This window comes from Amycolatopsis suaedae (assembly GCF_004214935.1).
GTDB lineage: Bacteria > Actinomycetota > Actinomycetes > Mycobacteriales > Pseudonocardiaceae > Amycolatopsis > Amycolatopsis suaedae.
In genome coordinates, this window is sequence record NZ_SFCC01000001.1 from 399764 (window position 1) to 414760 (window position 14997).

The 14997-nt window shown below is 73.5% G+C and carries 16 protein-coding genes; 6 read left to right on the forward strand and 10 right to left on the reverse strand.

All coding sequences use genetic code 11. From position 1 onward, the window contains the following. Positions 1 to 11: 11 nt before the first annotated feature. A complete protein-coding gene (locus EWH70_RS01860; protein WP_276320523.1) occupies positions 12 to 1280 on the reverse strand; it encodes an APC family permease in 1269 nt (422 codons plus the stop codon). A 24-nt stretch (positions 1281 to 1304) separates the two neighbouring features. Here EWH70_RS01860 and EWH70_RS01865 point away from each other — a divergent pair, with 24 nt between their 5' ends. After that, the gene (locus EWH70_RS01865) at positions 1305 to 1796 is read left to right on the forward strand and encodes a helix-hairpin-helix domain-containing protein (protein ID WP_130473417.1); all 492 of its coding nucleotides are present in this window, start codon (positions 1305 to 1307) and stop codon (positions 1794 to 1796) included. Here the strand turns inward: EWH70_RS01865 and EWH70_RS35365 are convergent. Then, positions 1790 to 2224: a hypothetical protein gene (locus EWH70_RS35365; protein ID WP_165436111.1), complete on the reverse strand. Its 435-nt coding sequence runs from the start codon at positions 2222 to 2224 to the stop codon at positions 1790 to 1792. The two genes, EWH70_RS01865 and EWH70_RS35365, sit on opposite strands and share 7 nt — an antisense overlap. Next, complete coding sequence (locus EWH70_RS01880) at positions 2221 to 2805, reverse strand: TetR/AcrR family transcriptional regulator (RefSeq protein WP_130473419.1); 585 nt, start codon at positions 2803 to 2805, stop codon at positions 2221 to 2223. Before EWH70_RS01880 ends, EWH70_RS35365 begins: the two co-directional genes overlap by 4 nt. 61 nt (positions 2806 to 2866) lie before the next feature. On the opposite strand from EWH70_RS01880, the gene EWH70_RS01885 reads away from it, so the two are divergent. Further along, positions 2867 to 3892 (forward strand): winged helix DNA-binding domain-containing protein, encoded by a 1026-nt coding sequence (locus tag EWH70_RS01885; RefSeq protein WP_165436112.1) that lies wholly within the window; start codon positions 2867 to 2869, stop codon positions 3890 to 3892. Here EWH70_RS01885 and EWH70_RS01890 read toward each other — a convergent pair. Genes EWH70_RS01890 through EWH70_RS01900 form a run of 3 tightly spaced genes read right to left on the reverse strand, consistent with a single transcriptional unit; the run spans position 3871 to position 6513 of the window. Continuing rightward, positions 3871 to 5061, reverse strand: coding sequence for a 4-hydroxybenzoate 3-monooxygenase (locus tag EWH70_RS01890; protein WP_130473421.1), 1191 nt, complete (start codon positions 5059 to 5061; stop codon positions 3871 to 3873). The genes EWH70_RS01885 and EWH70_RS01890 overlap by 22 nt on opposite strands. A 10-nt stretch (positions 5062 to 5071) precedes the next feature. After that, entirely contained in the window at positions 5072 to 5887 is an 816-nt protein-coding gene (locus EWH70_RS01895) for an alpha/beta fold hydrolase (RefSeq protein ID WP_130473422.1), read from the reverse strand. Beyond that, a complete protein-coding gene (locus EWH70_RS01900) occupies positions 5884 to 6513 on the reverse strand; it encodes a class I SAM-dependent methyltransferase (RefSeq protein WP_130473423.1) in 630 nt (209 codons plus the stop codon). Before EWH70_RS01900 ends, EWH70_RS01895 begins: the two co-directional genes overlap by 4 nt. 99 nt (positions 6514 to 6612) lie before the next feature. Here EWH70_RS01900 and EWH70_RS01905 point away from each other — a divergent pair, with 99 nt between their 5' ends. Next, on the forward strand, positions 6613 to 6912 hold the full coding sequence (locus EWH70_RS01905) for a GNAT family N-acetyltransferase (protein WP_240686740.1): 300 nt from the start codon (positions 6613 to 6615) through the stop codon (positions 6910 to 6912). Here EWH70_RS01905 and EWH70_RS01910 read toward each other — a convergent pair whose 3' ends face one another. After that, positions 6913 to 8109, reverse strand: coding sequence for an FAD-dependent oxidoreductase (locus tag EWH70_RS01910; RefSeq protein WP_130473425.1), 1197 nt, complete (start codon positions 8107 to 8109; stop codon positions 6913 to 6915). Positions 8110 to 8162: 53 nt separating this feature from the next. Between EWH70_RS01910 and EWH70_RS01915 the strand changes: the two genes are divergently transcribed. The 3 genes from EWH70_RS01915 to EWH70_RS01925 all read left to right on the forward strand — a co-directional run bounded on the left by EWH70_RS01915 (position 8163) and on the right by EWH70_RS01925 (position 10539). Then, complete coding sequence (locus EWH70_RS01915; protein ID WP_165436113.1) at positions 8163 to 8768, forward strand: TetR/AcrR family transcriptional regulator; 606 nt, start codon at positions 8163 to 8165, stop codon at positions 8766 to 8768. Between the two features lie 11 nt (positions 8769 to 8779). Beyond that, a complete protein-coding gene (locus EWH70_RS01920) occupies positions 8780 to 9667 on the forward strand; it encodes a helix-turn-helix transcriptional regulator (protein WP_165436114.1) in 888 nt (295 codons plus the stop codon). Between the two features lie 68 nt (positions 9668 to 9735). Further along, complete coding sequence (locus EWH70_RS01925) at positions 9736 to 10539, forward strand: dioxygenase family protein (RefSeq protein ID WP_130473427.1); 804 nt, start codon at positions 9736 to 9738, stop codon at positions 10537 to 10539. Between the two features lie 533 nt (positions 10540 to 11072). On the opposite strand, the gene EWH70_RS01930 is transcribed toward EWH70_RS01925, so the two are convergent. The 3 genes from EWH70_RS01930 to mptB form a co-directional block, all read right to left on the reverse strand. Next, positions 11073 to 12539 carry a hypothetical protein gene (locus EWH70_RS01930; RefSeq protein ID WP_130473428.1) on the reverse strand — a complete coding sequence of 489 codons (1467 nt, stop codon included), beginning with the start codon at positions 12537 to 12539 and terminating at the stop codon, positions 11073 to 11075. Positions 12540 to 12670: 131 nt separating this feature from the next. Further along, positions 12671 to 13543 carry a DUF2268 domain-containing putative Zn-dependent protease gene (locus EWH70_RS01935; protein ID WP_130473429.1) on the reverse strand — a complete coding sequence of 291 codons (873 nt, stop codon included), beginning with the start codon at positions 13541 to 13543 and terminating at the stop codon, positions 12671 to 12673. A gap of 34 nt (positions 13544 to 13577) precedes the next feature. After that, entirely contained in the window at positions 13578 to 14978 is a 1401-nt protein-coding gene (mptB, locus tag EWH70_RS01940; protein ID WP_130473430.1) for a polyprenol phosphomannose-dependent alpha 1,6 mannosyltransferase MptB, read from the reverse strand. Positions 14979 to 14997 lie beyond the last annotated feature (19 nt).

Genomic DNA, 14997 nt, shown 5'->3' on the forward strand with positions numbered 1-14997 from the left:
GGTCACGAAGCCTACCGGCGCGGTGTCGGCTCCCGGTGAACCCGCCTCCGGACGATCCACACGCCCGCTCCGAGGGCCAGCACCGCACTGCCGGCCAGCACCGAGCCGCCGGGCAGGCTGAACGCCAGCACGACACAGCCGAGCAGGCCGACCGCGGGCACGATCCGCGGCGGACGGCCCTCGTGGCGGGTCAGCGTCCACGCGGAGGCGTTGGCGATGGCGTAGTAGGCCAGCACGGCGAACGACGAGAAGCCGATCGCCCCGCGCAGGTCGACCGCCGCGATGAGCACGGCGACGACGACGCCGACGGCCAGCTCCGCGTGGTGCGGCACCTGGAACCGCGGGTGGACCGCGGCCAGCGCGCGGGGAAGGTGCCCGTCGCGGGCCATGGCCAGCGTCGTGCGGGACACGCCGAGCACCAGCGCCAGCAGCGAGCCCAGCGCCGCGACGGCCGCCCCGGCCCGCACGACCGGTTCCAGCCACGGCCACGAACCGGCGGCCTCCGCCAGCGGGTCGGCGGCCGCGGCGAGCCTGGCCGGACCGAGCGCGATCAACACGGCGAGCGCCACCGCGACGTAGACGGTCAGCGTGCTGCCCAGCGCGATCGGGATGGCGCGGGGAATGGTGCGCTCCGGGGCGCGGACCTCCTCGCCGAGCGTGGCGACCCGGGCGTAGCCGGCGAAGGCGAAGAACAGCAGCCCTGCCGATTCGAGGATCCCGCCGGCGTCGCCGCCGGGGAACGGCAGCAGGTTGGCGGTGCTCGCCGCCGGGCCGGTCAGGCCCGCGACGACGGCGAGCGTGAGCACGAGCAGCGTGACCGTCACGATCAGCCGGGTCAGCCACAGCGATTTGCGCACACCGCGGTAGTTGAGCGCGGTGAGGGCGGCGACCACGGCCACCGCGAGCGCCGTGCGCAGCGGGCGGCCGGCGTCGGGCAGGGTGTAGGCGGCGACGGTGAGCGCCATGGCCGCGCAGGACGCTGTCTTGCCGACCACGAAACCCCAGCCGGCCAGGTAGCCCCAGAACGGCCCCAGTCGCTCCCGCCCGTACACGTAGGTGCCGCCCGACTCGGGGTAGCGGGCCGCCAGCCGCGCCGACGACGTCGCGTTGCAGTAGGCCACGAGGGCGGCGACGGCCAGACCGATCAGCAACCCGGCGCCCGCCGCCCGGGCGGCCGGGGCGAAGGCGGCGAAGACGCCGGCGCCCAGCATCGAGCCGAGCCCGATCGTCACCGCGCCGCCGAGTCCGAGCCGCCGCGCGAGCTGTGGTGTGGAGGACACGGCCGCAACCCTATTGTCGGGTCCGTGACGACGAGAACTCAGCTGCGCAAGACCGCACTGTCACTGCCGGAGGCCGTCGAGGCGGCGGGGGAGTTCGCCGTGGCGGGCGCGCCGTTCGCCGCCGCCGGTGCCGACGGCCGCGCGGTGCTGCGCCTGTCCGAGGCCGACGCCGGTGAGCTGCTGGCCGCGCACCCGACCGCGGAGCGCGTCCCGGACGGGGTCCGGATACCGCTGGCCGACCTCGACGGCCAGCAGCTCAACCACTGGGTGCGGCGGGCCTGGGTCGCGCGGGCACCGGAACGGCTGGCGCGGCAGGCCGCGGCGGCCGACGCCGCGGTGCCCGGCGAGGTGGGCGACCTGCCGAAGGCCATCGGGCGCCCGGCCACGCGGGCACTGGTCAACGCCGGGATCACGTCACTGCGGCAGGTCGCCGAGGTGGGGGAGGCGCGCCTGCGGGCCCTGCACGGTGTCGGGCCGAAGGCCGTGCGCATCCTGCTCGACGCGACCGGTCAGTGAACCTTGGGCTTGGTGAACCAGCCCGCGTAGGTCAGCACGAACCCCAGCACCGCGAGGGCGCCGAAGAAGATCCGGGCGACGGTGGTCGCGGTGGGGGAGAGCATCGTGGCGTCCACACCGGACTCGATCGTCGCGGGTGTGACGACGAGCAGGAATCCCCGGATGGCGACGAACCAGCCGAACAGCGACACGGTGACGGCGAGCGGGCCGCGCCAGCTGCGATGGCCGCCGACGATCACCAGCCCGGCGCCGAGCATCAGCGCCCCGAGCAGCAGGACGAGTGCCGGCTGGGCGAACAGGTCGCCGAGGAAGGTCTGGGCCTCGTCCAGGCGGATCGCGTAGACGGTGGTGAACGTGGCGACGTAGGGGCCGATGACCCTGGCGAACAGGCGGGTGCGTTGCTGGGCCTCGACGGTGGCGGTGGTCATTTCTCTTCTCCTCGCTGGTAACCGGCCTGGTGGAGCACCGCCCGCAGGTACCGTTCGGCCTCGTCCTGGCCCTCGGTGTCCGGGCGGGTGGCCAGGTGCTGCCAGACCGCGCCGGTGAGCAGGTCCAGCAGGACGTCCGGATCGGTGTCCGCGGGCAGCCGGCCGCGGGTGCGGGCCAGCTCGAACACCTCGCGCCGGGCCGCGTCGCGGTCGTGGCCGAACAGGTCCTGGTAGGCCCGTGCCACCTCCGGGGCGTCGTCGACGGCGCCGTAGAGGCGGCGCAGCAGCCGCCGCTGGCGCGGGGCTGCCAGCGCCCGTGCCCAGCCGCTGATCAGCTGCTCGATGTCGCGGATCTCCGGCGAGCGCGGCGGGTTGCCGTAGGCGGCCTCGACGGTGGCGACGAGAAGCCGGGTCTTGTCCGGGAAACGGCGGTACACCGTGGCCCGGGTGACCCCGGCGCGGCGCGCCACCTGCTCGATGCTGGTGGCCTCGATGCCGCGTTCGATCAGCAGGTCCAGCGCGGCTTCCAGGATGGCCGCGTCGGCCTCGGTGCTCCGCGGCCGACCGGGGGTGCGCTCCATGGCAATAACAATACAGGACAGCTCTGTATTGTAAATATCGGGGCCGGGAAGAATGACGCGCATGACGACACTCGCCCGTGCCCGCGCGCAGCTGCTGTACGGTCCGCGCGGCCACGACGTGGTCGGCGCCGTGCGGCACCTGCTCGCGGTCCAGGCGCAGGACCCGGCCGCCTACCCGCTGGCCCTGCGGGCACGGGTGCCCGGACTGACCGCGGCCCGGCTGACCGAGGCGGTGCGCGGCGCGGCGCTGGTGCGGTGCTGGGGACCGCGGGGCACCCTGCACCTGATCGCCGCGGACGACCTGCCGTGGCTCTACCCGCTGGTCAAACCCGCTCCGGCGGCTTCGTTACGGCGACTGCGGCAACTCGGCGTGGACACCGATGCCGACGCGGCGGCCGAGGCGACGGCGAAAGCGCTCGCCGGTCAGGGACCGCTCACCAAGCCGGAACTGGGCGAACGGCTGGCGCGGGCGGGCATTCCCGCCGAGGGGCAGGCCATCGTGCACCTCGCCGGGCTCGCCGCGGGACGCGGGCAGGTCGTGCTCGGCCCGGAACGCGCCGGCAAGCCCACCTACGTCCACGCGGGCGACTGGCTCGGCGCCCCGCTTCCGGTCGAGGGCACCGACCGGGAGGCGGCGACGCGCACGCTGGTGGCGCGCTACCTCGCCGCCCACGGCCCGGCCGGACCGGACGATCTCGCCGCGTGGTCGGGCCTGCCGCGTGGCGAGTTCGAGCGGATCTGGCCCGGTGCCGGTGAGCCGGCAGGCGGTCCCGGTGGCGTGCGGCTGGTTCCCGCGTTCGACGAGTACCTGCTCGGCTGGCGTACCCGGGACCATGCCGTCGCCGAGGCGCACCGGCGCCGGGTGCACCCCGGTGGCGGCATCATCCGGCCGGCGTTGCTGGTCGACGGCCGGGTGGCCGGAACCTGGCGGCTGCGCCGCGCCGCGCGGGCCGAGCTCACCGTCGAACCGTTCGCGCCGCTGTCCGGCGCCGTCCGCGACGGCATCGCGGCCGAGGCCGCCGACATCGGGGCGTTCCTCGGCCGGGACGTCACGCTGGCCGTCGATCAGGCGGGCCAGCCGGTGTAGCCCTCGGCGAGGTAGGCCGACCCGGCGCGGGACCCGACCACCGACTCCAGCTCGCCGAGCTGGCGGCGCAGGTCGAAGTCGGTGCCGCCGGGCAGGGTGTGCAGCATCGTGGTCATCCAGTACGAGAAGTGCTGCGCCTTCCACACGCGGGACAGCGCGCGCGTGCTGTAGCCGTCGAGCGCGGCGTCGTCGCCGGTGCGCAGGACCTGTTCGAGCGCCTCGGCGAGGACGCGGACGTCGGCCAGCGCGAGATTCAGCCCCTTCGCCCCGGTCGGCGGCACGGTGTGCGCGGCGTCGCCGGCGAGCAGCAGGTTGCCGTGCCGCATTGGCTCGGCGACGAAGCTGCGGAACCGCAGCACGGTACGGGCGGTGATCGGGCCCTCGGTGAGCGTGAAGCCGTCCGGCCCGGCGACCCTGGCCTGCAGTTCGTCCCAGATGGCCGCGTCGGACCAGGTGTCCGGGTCGGTGTCGGGGGGACACTGGAAGTACATGCGCTGCACGGTTTCGGTGCGCTGGCTGATCAGCGCGAAGCCGCGCGGGGAGTGCGTGTAGACCAGTTCCGGCGCGCTCTTCGGCGCCTCCGCGAGGATGCCGAACCAGGCGAACGGGTACTCGCGGACGTAGTGCGCCCGCAGCCGTTCGGGTACCTCCAGGCGGCAGATCGACCGCGAGCCGTCCGCGCCGACGAGGTAGCGGCAGCGCACCTCGTGCCCGGCGCCGCCGGCGTCGGTGTACCGGATGCCCGGCCGGTCCGTGGCCACGTCGAGCACCTGGGTGTCGCGGACGCCGAAGCGCACGTCGCCGCCGTCGCGTTCCCTGGCGTCGGCGAGGTCGGTGAACACGTCGGTCTGCGGGTAGAGCCACACCGACGCGCCGGCCAGCTCGGCGAAGTCGATCCGGTGGCTGGCGCCGCCGAAGCGCAGCGCGATTCCCTCGTGGGCGTCGCCGTCGCGGTGCACCCGGTCGGAGACGCCGGTGTCGACGAGCAGCCGCACGCTGCCGGCTTCGAGGATGCCGGCCCGCACGGTGTTCTCGATCTCGGTCCTGGTCCGGTTGTCGATCACGACCGAGTCGATCCCGGCGCGGGAGAGCAGGTGGGAGAGCATGAGGCCGGCGGGACCACCGCCGACGATTCCCACCGCGGTGTGCGTCGTGGTGCGTCCAGTCACCGCGGGGACGCTACGGGCTCGGGGCCGGGGGTTCGACAGGCCTTCCGCTGAGCGGAAGGTTCAGGAAGTCGCGCACGATCTGGCTCGCTGCCGGGCGGCACTCCTCGAAGTAGGCGTGCCGCGCGCCGGGGAAGATGTGCGACCGGGCGTCCGGGATGCGCGAGGTGAGCAGGTCGGCGTTGGCCACCGGGGCCAGCTCGTCGTCGTCGCCGTGCAGGACGAGCGTGGGCGCGGTGATCCGCGGCAGGGCGTCCCAGGCGTCGTGGCCGTTGCTGGCGACGAGGTGCCCGCGGACGGCGTGCGCGGGCATGTCCGGATCGCCGAGCGTGGTGTACGGGCCGGGGTGCGTGGCCCGCCAGGCCGGGGTGTACATCAGGTCCGCCAGCACCTCGCGTGCCCTGGCGTCGCGCCGGGCGAGCGACCGGCGCACCTCGTTGCTCCGCTCGACGCCGTGGGCCCCGCCCGGCGAGGTGCAGCCGAGGACCAGGCGCCGCACCCGGCCGGGATGGCAGGCGGCCAGCCACTGCGCGACCCGGCCGCCCATGGAGGTGCCGTAGACGTCGGCCTCGGCGACCCCGAGGTGGTCGAGGACCGCGACGACGTCCCCGGCGAATCCCGCGGTGGAGTAGCCGCCCTCGGGCTTGTCGCTGTCGCCGGTGCCGCGGTAGTCGAACGTGATCGTGGTGTGGCTGCCGTGGAAGTCCTCGCGGACCGGGTCCCACCAGGTGTGGTTGTTGGCCTGCCCGGCCAGCAGCACCAGCGGGCGGCCGGAGCCACGTACCTGGCAGGCCAGGCGGGTGCCGTCGGCCGCGAGCGCGGTCGTCACGCGCTCGCCCGGATCGAGTACAGCAGCGGCACCCGCGGACGGCCGGCGGGGAAGCGGTACTCGCCGGACTCCCCGCGCTCCAGCCCCGGGAAGCGTTCGAACAGCGAGAACGGGTGCTCGTGGAGGAACTCGATGCGCAGCCCGGCTCGGGCCAGCGCGGTCACCACCTCGCCGAGCGGGTGCTGCCACTGGGTGGAGGCGGTGCTGGTCAGCGGTGGGCCGTCGGTGTAGGTGTGGGCGTCGTCGTAGGTCTCGCCGCCGTCGCGGAAGTAGTCGTGGGTCACCGTGGTGCCGTCGTCGTCGAGGACGTCGGTCACCGGGTGCAGCTCGGCGAGGTAGACGAACCCGCCGTCGGCGAGCAGGTCGGTGACCACCCGCGCCCAGCGAGTCAGGTCGGGCAGCCAGACCAGCGCCCCGATTCCGGTGTAGACGATGTCGAACCGTTGTCCCGCCAGGACTTCCGGTGCGTCGTAGACGTCCGCAGTGGCGAAGCTGGCCCGGTCGGCCAGCAGCGTGCTCGCGCCGGCGAGGAAGCCGGGCAGGTCGTAGAACTCGCTGGCGGCGTGGACCCGGACCCGGTCGTCCCAGTTCTCCCGGTTGCGGGGAAGCCAGTCGGTCTCGCTCATGATCGTCAACCGTATCGCCCGGGGACCGGGGTGATCGCCTTGACTCGCTGCGGGCACATCTCGACCATGAGGTGCGGGGGCCGCCGACGAGAGGAAGCCGTGACCGAATCCGCTGACGAGGTCCAGGTCGCAGACAACCCGGCCCGGTCGTGCTTCGAGGTCCACGCGGGCGGCGAGCTGGCCGGACGGGCCGACTACCGGCTCCTGCCGGGCCGGATGGTGCTCACCCACACCGAGGTCGGCGAGCGGTTCGCCGGGCGGGGCCTGGCAGGCAGGCTCGCCAGGGTCGCGCTGGACTCGGCCCGCGACCGCGGGCTGGCGGTCACGCCGGAGTGCGAGTACATGGCGGGCTGGATCCGCAAGCACCCCGAGTACCTGCCGCTGGTCGACGGGGCCTGATCACGCCCGGACGCGGCCGGGTTCGGGACGCTCGGCGAGCAGCCGCTGGATCGGTTTGAGCGCCACGTCGACGCTCACGAACCGCGTGGTGAGGTCCCGCAGCACGGCCAGCGCCCTGCTGCGGTGGAACATCAGCCTGGCCAGCCGCCGCGAGGTGTCCTGCGCGGCCTCCACGCGCGGCCGCTGTTCGCGCTCGTAGGCACGCAGCAGCGCGGGCAGGGTGTCCCGCCGTGCCGTGCGCAGGGTCCGGGCCAGCACCCAGGCCGACTCCATCGCCATCCCGGCGCCGATCCCCGCGGTGGGCAGGAAACCGGCGGCCGCGTCGCCCAGCAGCACGGTGCCGTCGCCGGTCCACGCCGGGGCGCGGCAGTCGGTGAGTGCCCAGAAGTACGGGTCCTCCGCCGTGGCGACGGCGTCGAGCACGGCGTCGACGCGCGGGCCGGTGGTGGTCAGCCGCTCGCGTACCCGCCGCACGAAGGCTGCGGGACCGGCCGCGGTGTCGGCGCCCGGGCCGCCGAGGAAGACACCGAGTTCGCCGAGGACCGGGTAGACGCCGAGGAAGAACCCGGCACCCCAGAGTTCCTCGCCGAGATCGGGGTCGGCGTCGCCGGGGGACCAGACCACCCAGCCACCCCACCCGGTGTCGAGGGTCGCCGCGGGGCGGCCGACGAGGTCGCGGGTCGCCGAGTGGATGCCGTCGGCGATGACGACGAGGTCGAACTCGGCGTCGTGGCTGGTACCGCCGGTCCGGAGCGTGACGGTGGGCGAGTCGACGGCGGTGACCGTGGTGTCGTAGGTGACCGCGCCGCCGTCCGGGGTGAGGGCCTCGATCAGCTCGCCGCGGCTGATGCCGCGGTAGTCGCCGTACCGGTCGAGGATGCGCGTCATCGAGTCGACGCGGATGAGCCTGCCGGTGTGGCCGTGCAGGCCGTAGCGGGCCAGTGGGGTGCTGCGGGCCCGGTAGTCCGCGCGGATGCCGAGGTCGTCGAGCACCGGGTCGACCATCGGCATGAGGGCGAGCATGTAGCCGGGATGGCCGCCGTCACGGCTGCGCTCGACGAGTACCGGGTTCCGGCCGTCGCGGCGGAGCAGCTGGGCCGCGGTGATACCGGCGATCCCGGCTCCGACGACGAGGATCCGGAGGTCGTCGCGGCAGGCCCGCGCGTACTGGTCGGCGAATTCCGTGGGTTCCAGCAATGGCTTGCGCTTCCTGTGTGGACCGGGTGGTCCACACAATGTTAACGTGCGTTGTGCCCAGCGACAAACTCGACCGGCTTCCGGCCTCCCGTCGTCGATCCCTGGTGGTGAACGCGGCGCGCGAGTTCGCGTCGGCGGGCTACGACGCGGCCTCGCTGAACCGTGTCCTTGCCGAATGCGGAATGAGCAAGAGTTCGTTCTACTACGTGCTTTCGTCGAAACGCGAGCTGTTCGAACTGGTCGTGCGTGAGCTGTCCCGGTCGGTACTCGATCGCGTCGAGATCCCGGCGCCCGGCGACTTCGCCCGTGAACGCTTCTGGCCCGCCGTCGACGCGTTGCTGGCCCGGCTTGGGTCGCTCGCCGCGGACGACGAGGACTTCCGGCTGCTCGGCCGGATGTTCTACCTCTCCGGCGCTCCCGGCGATCCGGTCGCCGGGGCGATGGCGGCGATCGGGGAGTGGCTGGCCGGCGTGCTGGCGGTCGGCAGGGCCACGGGAGCGGTCCGCGACGACCTGCCGGCGCCGCTGCAGGCGCGGCTCGTGTTCGCCGTCCTGCGGACGATGGACGAGTGGGGCGTGGAGAACGCGGCCGCGACCGAGGCGGACGTGCTCGCCGTGCGCGCTGTTCTGGCCAGGCTGATCGGGCCCGAAATGGTCTAGACTTTTAGGTCATGCGCGGGACGACGGTGTTGCCGGGAACGCCCTGCCTGGAACCCAAGCCCGGCGAGCTGCCGCTGCACCGGCTGGAGGTGGCCGGACCGCAGGCGCCGCCGTTCGTCGTCGGCACGTTCGACGCCATCGGCCCGCTGTCGCACGCGCCGTTCCCGCACCGGCACACGTTCCACGAGATCGTCCACGTCACCGGTGGCACCGGCGCGCACGTCGTCGACTTCACCCGGTGGGAACTGCGGCCGCCGCTGCTCGGTGTCGTCGAGCCGGGCCAGGTCCACCACTGGGACGTCCGCAGGCTGACCGGGGTCGTGGTGGTGTTCACCGACGACTTCCTGCTCGACCCCGCCGACCGCGACATCCTGCGCGGGCTGAGCGAGCAGCCCTGCCGCCCGCTCGACGAGCGGGCGCACGACCGGATGTCACGGCTGATCGCCGAGCTGGACGAGGAGTTCCGGCACGGCGGGCCGGGCGCGGAGTCGGTGCTGCGGGCGTTGCTGCACGTGCTGATCGTGCGGGCGGGCAGGCTGCCGGGAGCGTCCGGTTCCCGGAAGCCCGCCCGGGTCCAGGCGGTGGCGGCGGAGTTCGCGCGCCGGATGGCCCGGCCGGACCCCGGCCCGTGGTCGGTACGCGAGCACGCCGAACTTCTCGGCGTGACACCGGGACATCTGACCGAGGCGGTGAAGGCGGCGACCGGCCGGACCGCCGCGCAGCTGCTGCGCGAGGCGCGGACGCGGGAGGCGAAGCGCTTCCTGCTGCACACCGGTCTGACGGTGCGCCAGGTGGCCAACCGGGTGGGGTTCACCGATCCGGCGTACTTCTGCCGGTTCTTCCGCAGGGAGACCGGCCTCAGCCCGGGCGACTTCCGCCGAGGGATTCACCACGACTGACGGGATGAGTCCATCGCCGCCGGCCCGGGAAGTTCCTACCGTCGAGGGAACCTCACGAGGGAGCTGACATGGACGACGACAACAAGATCAGCCGCAAGGCGGTGCTGCGGGCCGCGCTGGCGGCAGGCGTGGCGGTGCCCGCGGCACTCGTCGCCGGCCCGGCGCTGGCCCGCGACGCGACCCAGACCGGAAAGCCGCCGGAGCTGACCCCGTCCTGCGAGGAAGGCGACGAACCCACGCCGCCACAGATGGAAGGCCCCTACTTCAAGCCGAACTCCCCGCAGCGGACCTCGCTCGTCGGTCCCGGCACCCCCGGCACCCGGCTCACCGTCAGCGGCTACGTCTTCGGGCTGGCGTGCCTGCCGGTCGCGCGGGCGCTGCTGGACTTCTGGCAGGCCGACGTCAACGGCGCGTACGACAACGTCGGCTACAACTTCCGCGGCCACCAGTTCACCGACGCCAACGGGGCGTTCCGGCTGAGCACCATCGTGCCCGGCCTGTACCCGGGCCGCACGCGGCACATCCACGTCAAGGTGCAGGCGCCCGGCAGGCCGATCCTGACTACGCAGCTGTACTTCCCGAACGAGCCACGCAACAACACCGACCCGATCTTCGACGCGCGCCTGCTGATGAACGTCCGCGACGCACCGCCGGGGAAGGAGGCGGCGTTCGACTTCGTGCTCAACGTGCCGCAGAACCCGTCCCCGACGACGACCCCGCCGCCGGGCGGGACGACGTGGGCCGCGGGGGCCAGTTACGCGGCCGGCGTCCGGGTGACCTACGACGGCCGTGGTTACGTGTGCCTGCAGAGCCACACGGCCCAGCCGGGCTGGGAACCGCCGTCGGCCCCGTCCCTCTGGCGCGCGGACTGACCGGCGTCATCCGCGCCAGGGCCCCGGCAAAGCTCGGGCGCAGGAGCGTGGAGTTCGCGTGCCGGAGCGTGGGACTCGCGTGCACGACGGTGGGACTCGGGGGGCCGGATGGTGAGTGTCGTGTTCGGGAACGCGAATGACGTGTTCAGGAACGCGAACCTCGCGTTCCGGCCCGGCAGGGCCGCGTGAGCGGCCCGTTCGGCCAGGCGAGGACGGGTTCGTCCCGCGATCTGGAACCGGCGTGCCGGACGGTGGGACCAGGCAGGCGGGAACGTGCAACTCGCGGGTCCGGAACGGTCGACTCGGGGGGCGGGAACGGAGGACTCGCGCGAACGGGCCGTTCACGCGGGCGACCGGCACCAGGTGAGAACCCGGTCCACATGGTGAGTTCTGCGCTCACGCACGCGAGTTCTGCACTCCGGCACGCGAGTTCTACGCTCGGGACCACCTGCCTGGTCCTGCCGCATGCCGGACTTTGCCAGGGCCCTGGCATCAGACGTCGTGAGGGCCCTTCACGGCAAAGCCGTTCCCAGTCAGAATCCGCCACCGGAGTAGCCGCCTCCGCCGTCGTAGCCGCCGCCGTCGAAGCCGGTGTAGTCGCTGTGGTGCGTGCCGCCGTGGCCGGCCCGCCGGCGCGACCCGTCCGGCCGCGGCGGCGGAACCGGGTCCGGCCTGCCGGCGCGCTCGGCGATCTCGCGGAACGTCTCGGGCGGGGCGCCCAGCAGGTACGGCCTGTCAAAGAGCGCCGTCAGCAGGGTCCCGTCGGGATCAAGCCGGTCATAGGCTTCCCACTGCTCGGTCAGGAAGAGGAAGGCGGGATGCCCTTCCTCGGTCGTCGGCCGGTAACCGGCGTCGAGGACGGCCGACCTCGCCTCCGGATTCCCCCGCACGGCGAGGGCGCAGATCGTGTCGGTCACCTCCTCCCACAGATAGTCGAGGTCGCCGGACCCGCTGGGGCGCGGGATGGCGCGCAGCGCCGCGCGCAGGTGCCCGGCCGCCTCCGCGGGAACGTCACGCATCTCGAGCAGGCGGGTGAGCGCGTCGATCGCCTCGTCCACCGTCAGCAACGGAAGTGCGGCGAACAGCAGGTCGCCGTCGAGCGAGTCCCACTGTCCGGTCAGGTACAGCAGCAGCGGCGTGAGCAACGGGTCGGCGGGCCGCAGTCCCGCGTCCCGCACGGCGGCGGCCGCTTCGACGTCACCGGCGATCGCCCGCCGGCACACCAGATCCTGGCCCGCGCCGGGGGAGATCTCCCGCAGGGCCCGGCGGCTGCCGTCGAGCACCTGCTCCGGCATCGTCTCGACGATCGGTTCGCGGGCGGTGGCCAGGAAACCGAGCAGGATCCGCGCGAGCGGAGCCTGGGCGAAGGCACGCAGAAGGTCGAACCGGTCGCGCAGGATCAGGACCAGCGCCATGTCCGGCACCCGTGACGGCCGCTCCAGGTGCGGGTTGTCCAGCAGGATCCGCAGCAGCGGTCCCGGCTCGCCGTCGGCGTTCCACGCGCCGTACGTGATCGCCGCGGGAACGTAACCGTCGTCGGTGAGCAGCTGCGTCCCGGCCCGGCGGCGGCGCAGTGCCTCGGCCAGTTCGGCGAGCAGCCGGGGGTGGCCGGTGGTGCGCAGCAGGTCGGCCAGCGGCTCGCGCACCGCGGCGTCCTCGCCGGACACCGCGATGTCCACGAGCACACCCACCTCAGGCCCGCCGGAGTCGGGCAGGCAGGTGTGCAACCGGACGCGTGGCTCGTACCGGGCGGCCGGGTCCGGCGCCAGGAGAAACAACAGCAGCGGCCGGACCCGGTCGTCGTCCTGATGGTTCGGCCAGCCGAGGCGGGCCGACTCCAGCAGCGCCCACACCGCGCGCCAGACCCGGTCCCGGGACTGCCCGCCCTCGGCCCACGCGGCCTCGATCGCGGCTCGCGCCATCCCGGACACCCGGGTGTCGCGGGCCGAACACGCGAGGCTGACCAGTGTCTCGGCGGATTCTCCCGTCGACCCCAGCATGCGGACGAGGCTCGCGGTCGCCCGCCGTGCCCGCCATCCGGTCGTGAAACGGGCACGGTTCGCGAGCCTGTGTTGCCGGTTGCGCATGACTGTCCAGTGTCACCGACCTCGTGCCCCGGCTGAACCGCCGTCTAGAGCACGGTGTCGATGACCTCCCGGCTGGGCACGTGCAGCGCCTCGGCGGCGGTGCGGCCGGTCGCCGCCAGGTAGGCGTCGACGAGCCGGTTCCCCGCCGCGTACCCGGCGCCGGTGGGCAGCCCGACGGTCGTCGCGCCGTACCGCCCGGCGATGGCGTCGCCGAGGACCCACGCCGCGAAGTTCTGCATGCCGGTCACGTCCAGCCCGGACACGACTTTCTCGAACACCGCGTCGTCGTGCAGGTGCGGCGTGGACAGCCTGCTGTAGCCGAGGTCGCCGTAGAGCTGGCGGGCGAAGGCGTCGGCCAGCCCCTCGGACACGACGTGCTCGCCGACGGTGACCGTCGCCGGGTCCCACACCACCCCGCCCGGGCTGTAGCGGAGGTTGTGGTTGAGCTCGTGGACGGCGGTCGCCTCCAGCCGCTCCAGGTTCTCCGGGTACGGCCACAGGTTCAGGTACAGGTACCCGGTGACGCTGCCGTTGGCGGTCAGCCCCATGGCCGGGCCCATGAACAGCTCGTCGGCCGGATCACCCAGGACGAGCAGGACGGTGAGGTCCGGCACCGTGATGTCCGGGGTCGCGGCGAGCTGGGTGGCGACGGCCGCCTCCAGCGCCCGCCCGATGCGTGTCCAGGCGTCCGCGTCACGCAGTGCCTCCAGCGCGTCCAGGCAGCGTTCCTCGTCGCGGTCGAGCGGGAAGCCCGACGCCATCCGGTGCAGGGCGACGAGGTCGACCTCGCCGGGAAAGTACCGGTACATCCCCGCGGCGGGTTCCACCATGGCCGCGAGCAGGCCGTCCCGTTCCTCCCGCGGTGCCCGCAGGATCTCCCGCATCGCTGGGTAGGTGTCCAGAACCGTGATCGTCATGCCGGTGACGGTAAAGTCTCCAGCGACGGGAGAGTCAACTCGTCACCTTGGGACGCGACTCGCGGGTGAGGAACGCGACCAGCGCCAGAACCACGATCGCGCCCGCGTAACCGAGGACCAGCTCGCCCACCTTGCCGCTGAAGTTGCCGCCCAGCGGGGGCAGCACGACGGCGAACACCGCACTGAGCGTGGCCACGACCGTCCGCACGCGCCCGGCGGGCAGGCACACGGCCAGCGGGATCACCGCCCACAGCAGGTACCACGGCTGCACCACCGGCCCGAACACGACGACCACGGCGAGCAGGGCGCCCAGCGCGGGCAACTCGGCGATCCTGCCCCGCAACTGCCGGTAGACCACCACGCCGACACCACACACGATCAGCACGTACCCGGCCATCCGGCCCACCTGGATCACCGTCTGGCCGGCGACGAAGCCCGCCCAGTTGGTCGGTGCCATCCAGCTGTTCAGCTGGCCGGAGGTGTCCAGCGTCCCCAGCCACCCGAACCCGACGCCCGACACCAGCGACACGGCCGCCGACACCAGCGCGACCGACGCGATCATCGCCGCCCCGGCCACGACCAGGTGCCACAGCCTGCCGCCGAACCGCCGCGCCAGCACCGTGCCGACGACGGCCAGCGCCACCACGGCGGGCAGCTTGACGTCCGCGCCGAGCGAGATCACCACGATCCCGGCCGACAGCCGCCCCCAGGAGATCGTCTCGCCGATCGCCGCCAGCGCGAGCGCCGTCCCGGCCACCATCAGGCCGGCCATCAGCGCGTCGTTGTGCACCCCGGCGACGAAATGCCAGAGCAGCAGGGGATTGAGCGCACCGAGCCACAGCGCGACACCGGCCGGCACCCCGGCCCGGGCCGCCAGCCGCGGCACCGCCCAGACGATCAGCGCGACCCCGGCGACGGCCACCAGCCGGTACGCCAGCACCCCGGCGACCTGGTTCTCGCCGGTCACTTGCGCGATGACCCGCTGGAGCAACGTGAACAGCGGCCCGTACGGCGACGGGGCGTCCCGCCAGTACCCGCTGACGTCCTGGGTCAGTGCCGACGTTGCGCCCAGGCCCTCGTTCGGGCCGACGGTGTACGGGTCGAGGCCGCGTGCCGCGATCTCCCCCTGCGCCCGGTAACTGTGCACGTCACCGCTGAACAACGGCCGCGCGAACAGCAGGGGAGCGGCCCACAGCAGCAGGGTCAGCTTCAGCGACCGCGGGCCGGGCGCGCTCTCCGCGCCGCTGACGACGAGCCTGCCGAGCAGTGCCCAGGCCAGCACCACGATCCCCATGCCGGCCACGGCCGCGGCCAGCACGACCGCGGGAACGGCGGCCAGCCACCGCGGCAGGCCGGCCGGGCCCGCCGCGGTCACCACCGTGAGCAGCAGCGACCCGGCGAATCCCAGCCAGCGCACCATGTCTCCCCGACGCACCGGCGGAGGCTACCAGCCG

What these genes read in the sequence shown, in the direction of transcription:
- EWH70_RS35365 (WP_165436111.1), bottom strand. Translation starts at nt 2,224, where the DNA reads ATGACCACCGCCACCGTCGAGGCCCAGCAACGCACCCGCCTGTTCGCC.
- EWH70_RS01880 (WP_130473419.1), bottom strand. Translation starts at nt 2,805, where the DNA reads ATGGAGCGCACCCCCGGTCGGCCGCGGAGCACCGAGGCCGACGCGGCC.
- EWH70_RS01885 (WP_165436112.1), top strand. Translation starts at nt 2,867, where the DNA reads ATGACGACACTCGCCCGTGCCCGCGCGCAGCTGCTGTACGGTCCGCGC.
- EWH70_RS01900 (WP_130473423.1), bottom strand. Translation starts at nt 6,513, where the DNA reads ATGAGCGAGACCGACTGGCTTCCCCGCAACCGGGAGAACTGGGACGAC.
- EWH70_RS01920 (WP_165436114.1), top strand. Translation starts at nt 8,780, where the DNA reads ATGCGCGGGACGACGGTGTTGCCGGGAACGCCCTGCCTGGAACCCAAG.
- EWH70_RS01925 (WP_130473427.1), top strand. Translation starts at nt 9,736, where the DNA reads ATGGACGACGACAACAAGATCAGCCGCAAGGCGGTGCTGCGGGCCGCG.
- EWH70_RS01930 (WP_130473428.1), bottom strand. Translation starts at nt 12,539, where the DNA reads ATGCTGGGGTCGACGGGAGAATCCGCCGAGACACTGGTCAGCCTCGCG.
- EWH70_RS01935 (WP_130473429.1), bottom strand. Translation starts at nt 13,543, where the DNA reads ATGACGATCACGGTTCTGGACACCTACCCAGCGATGCGGGAGATCCTG.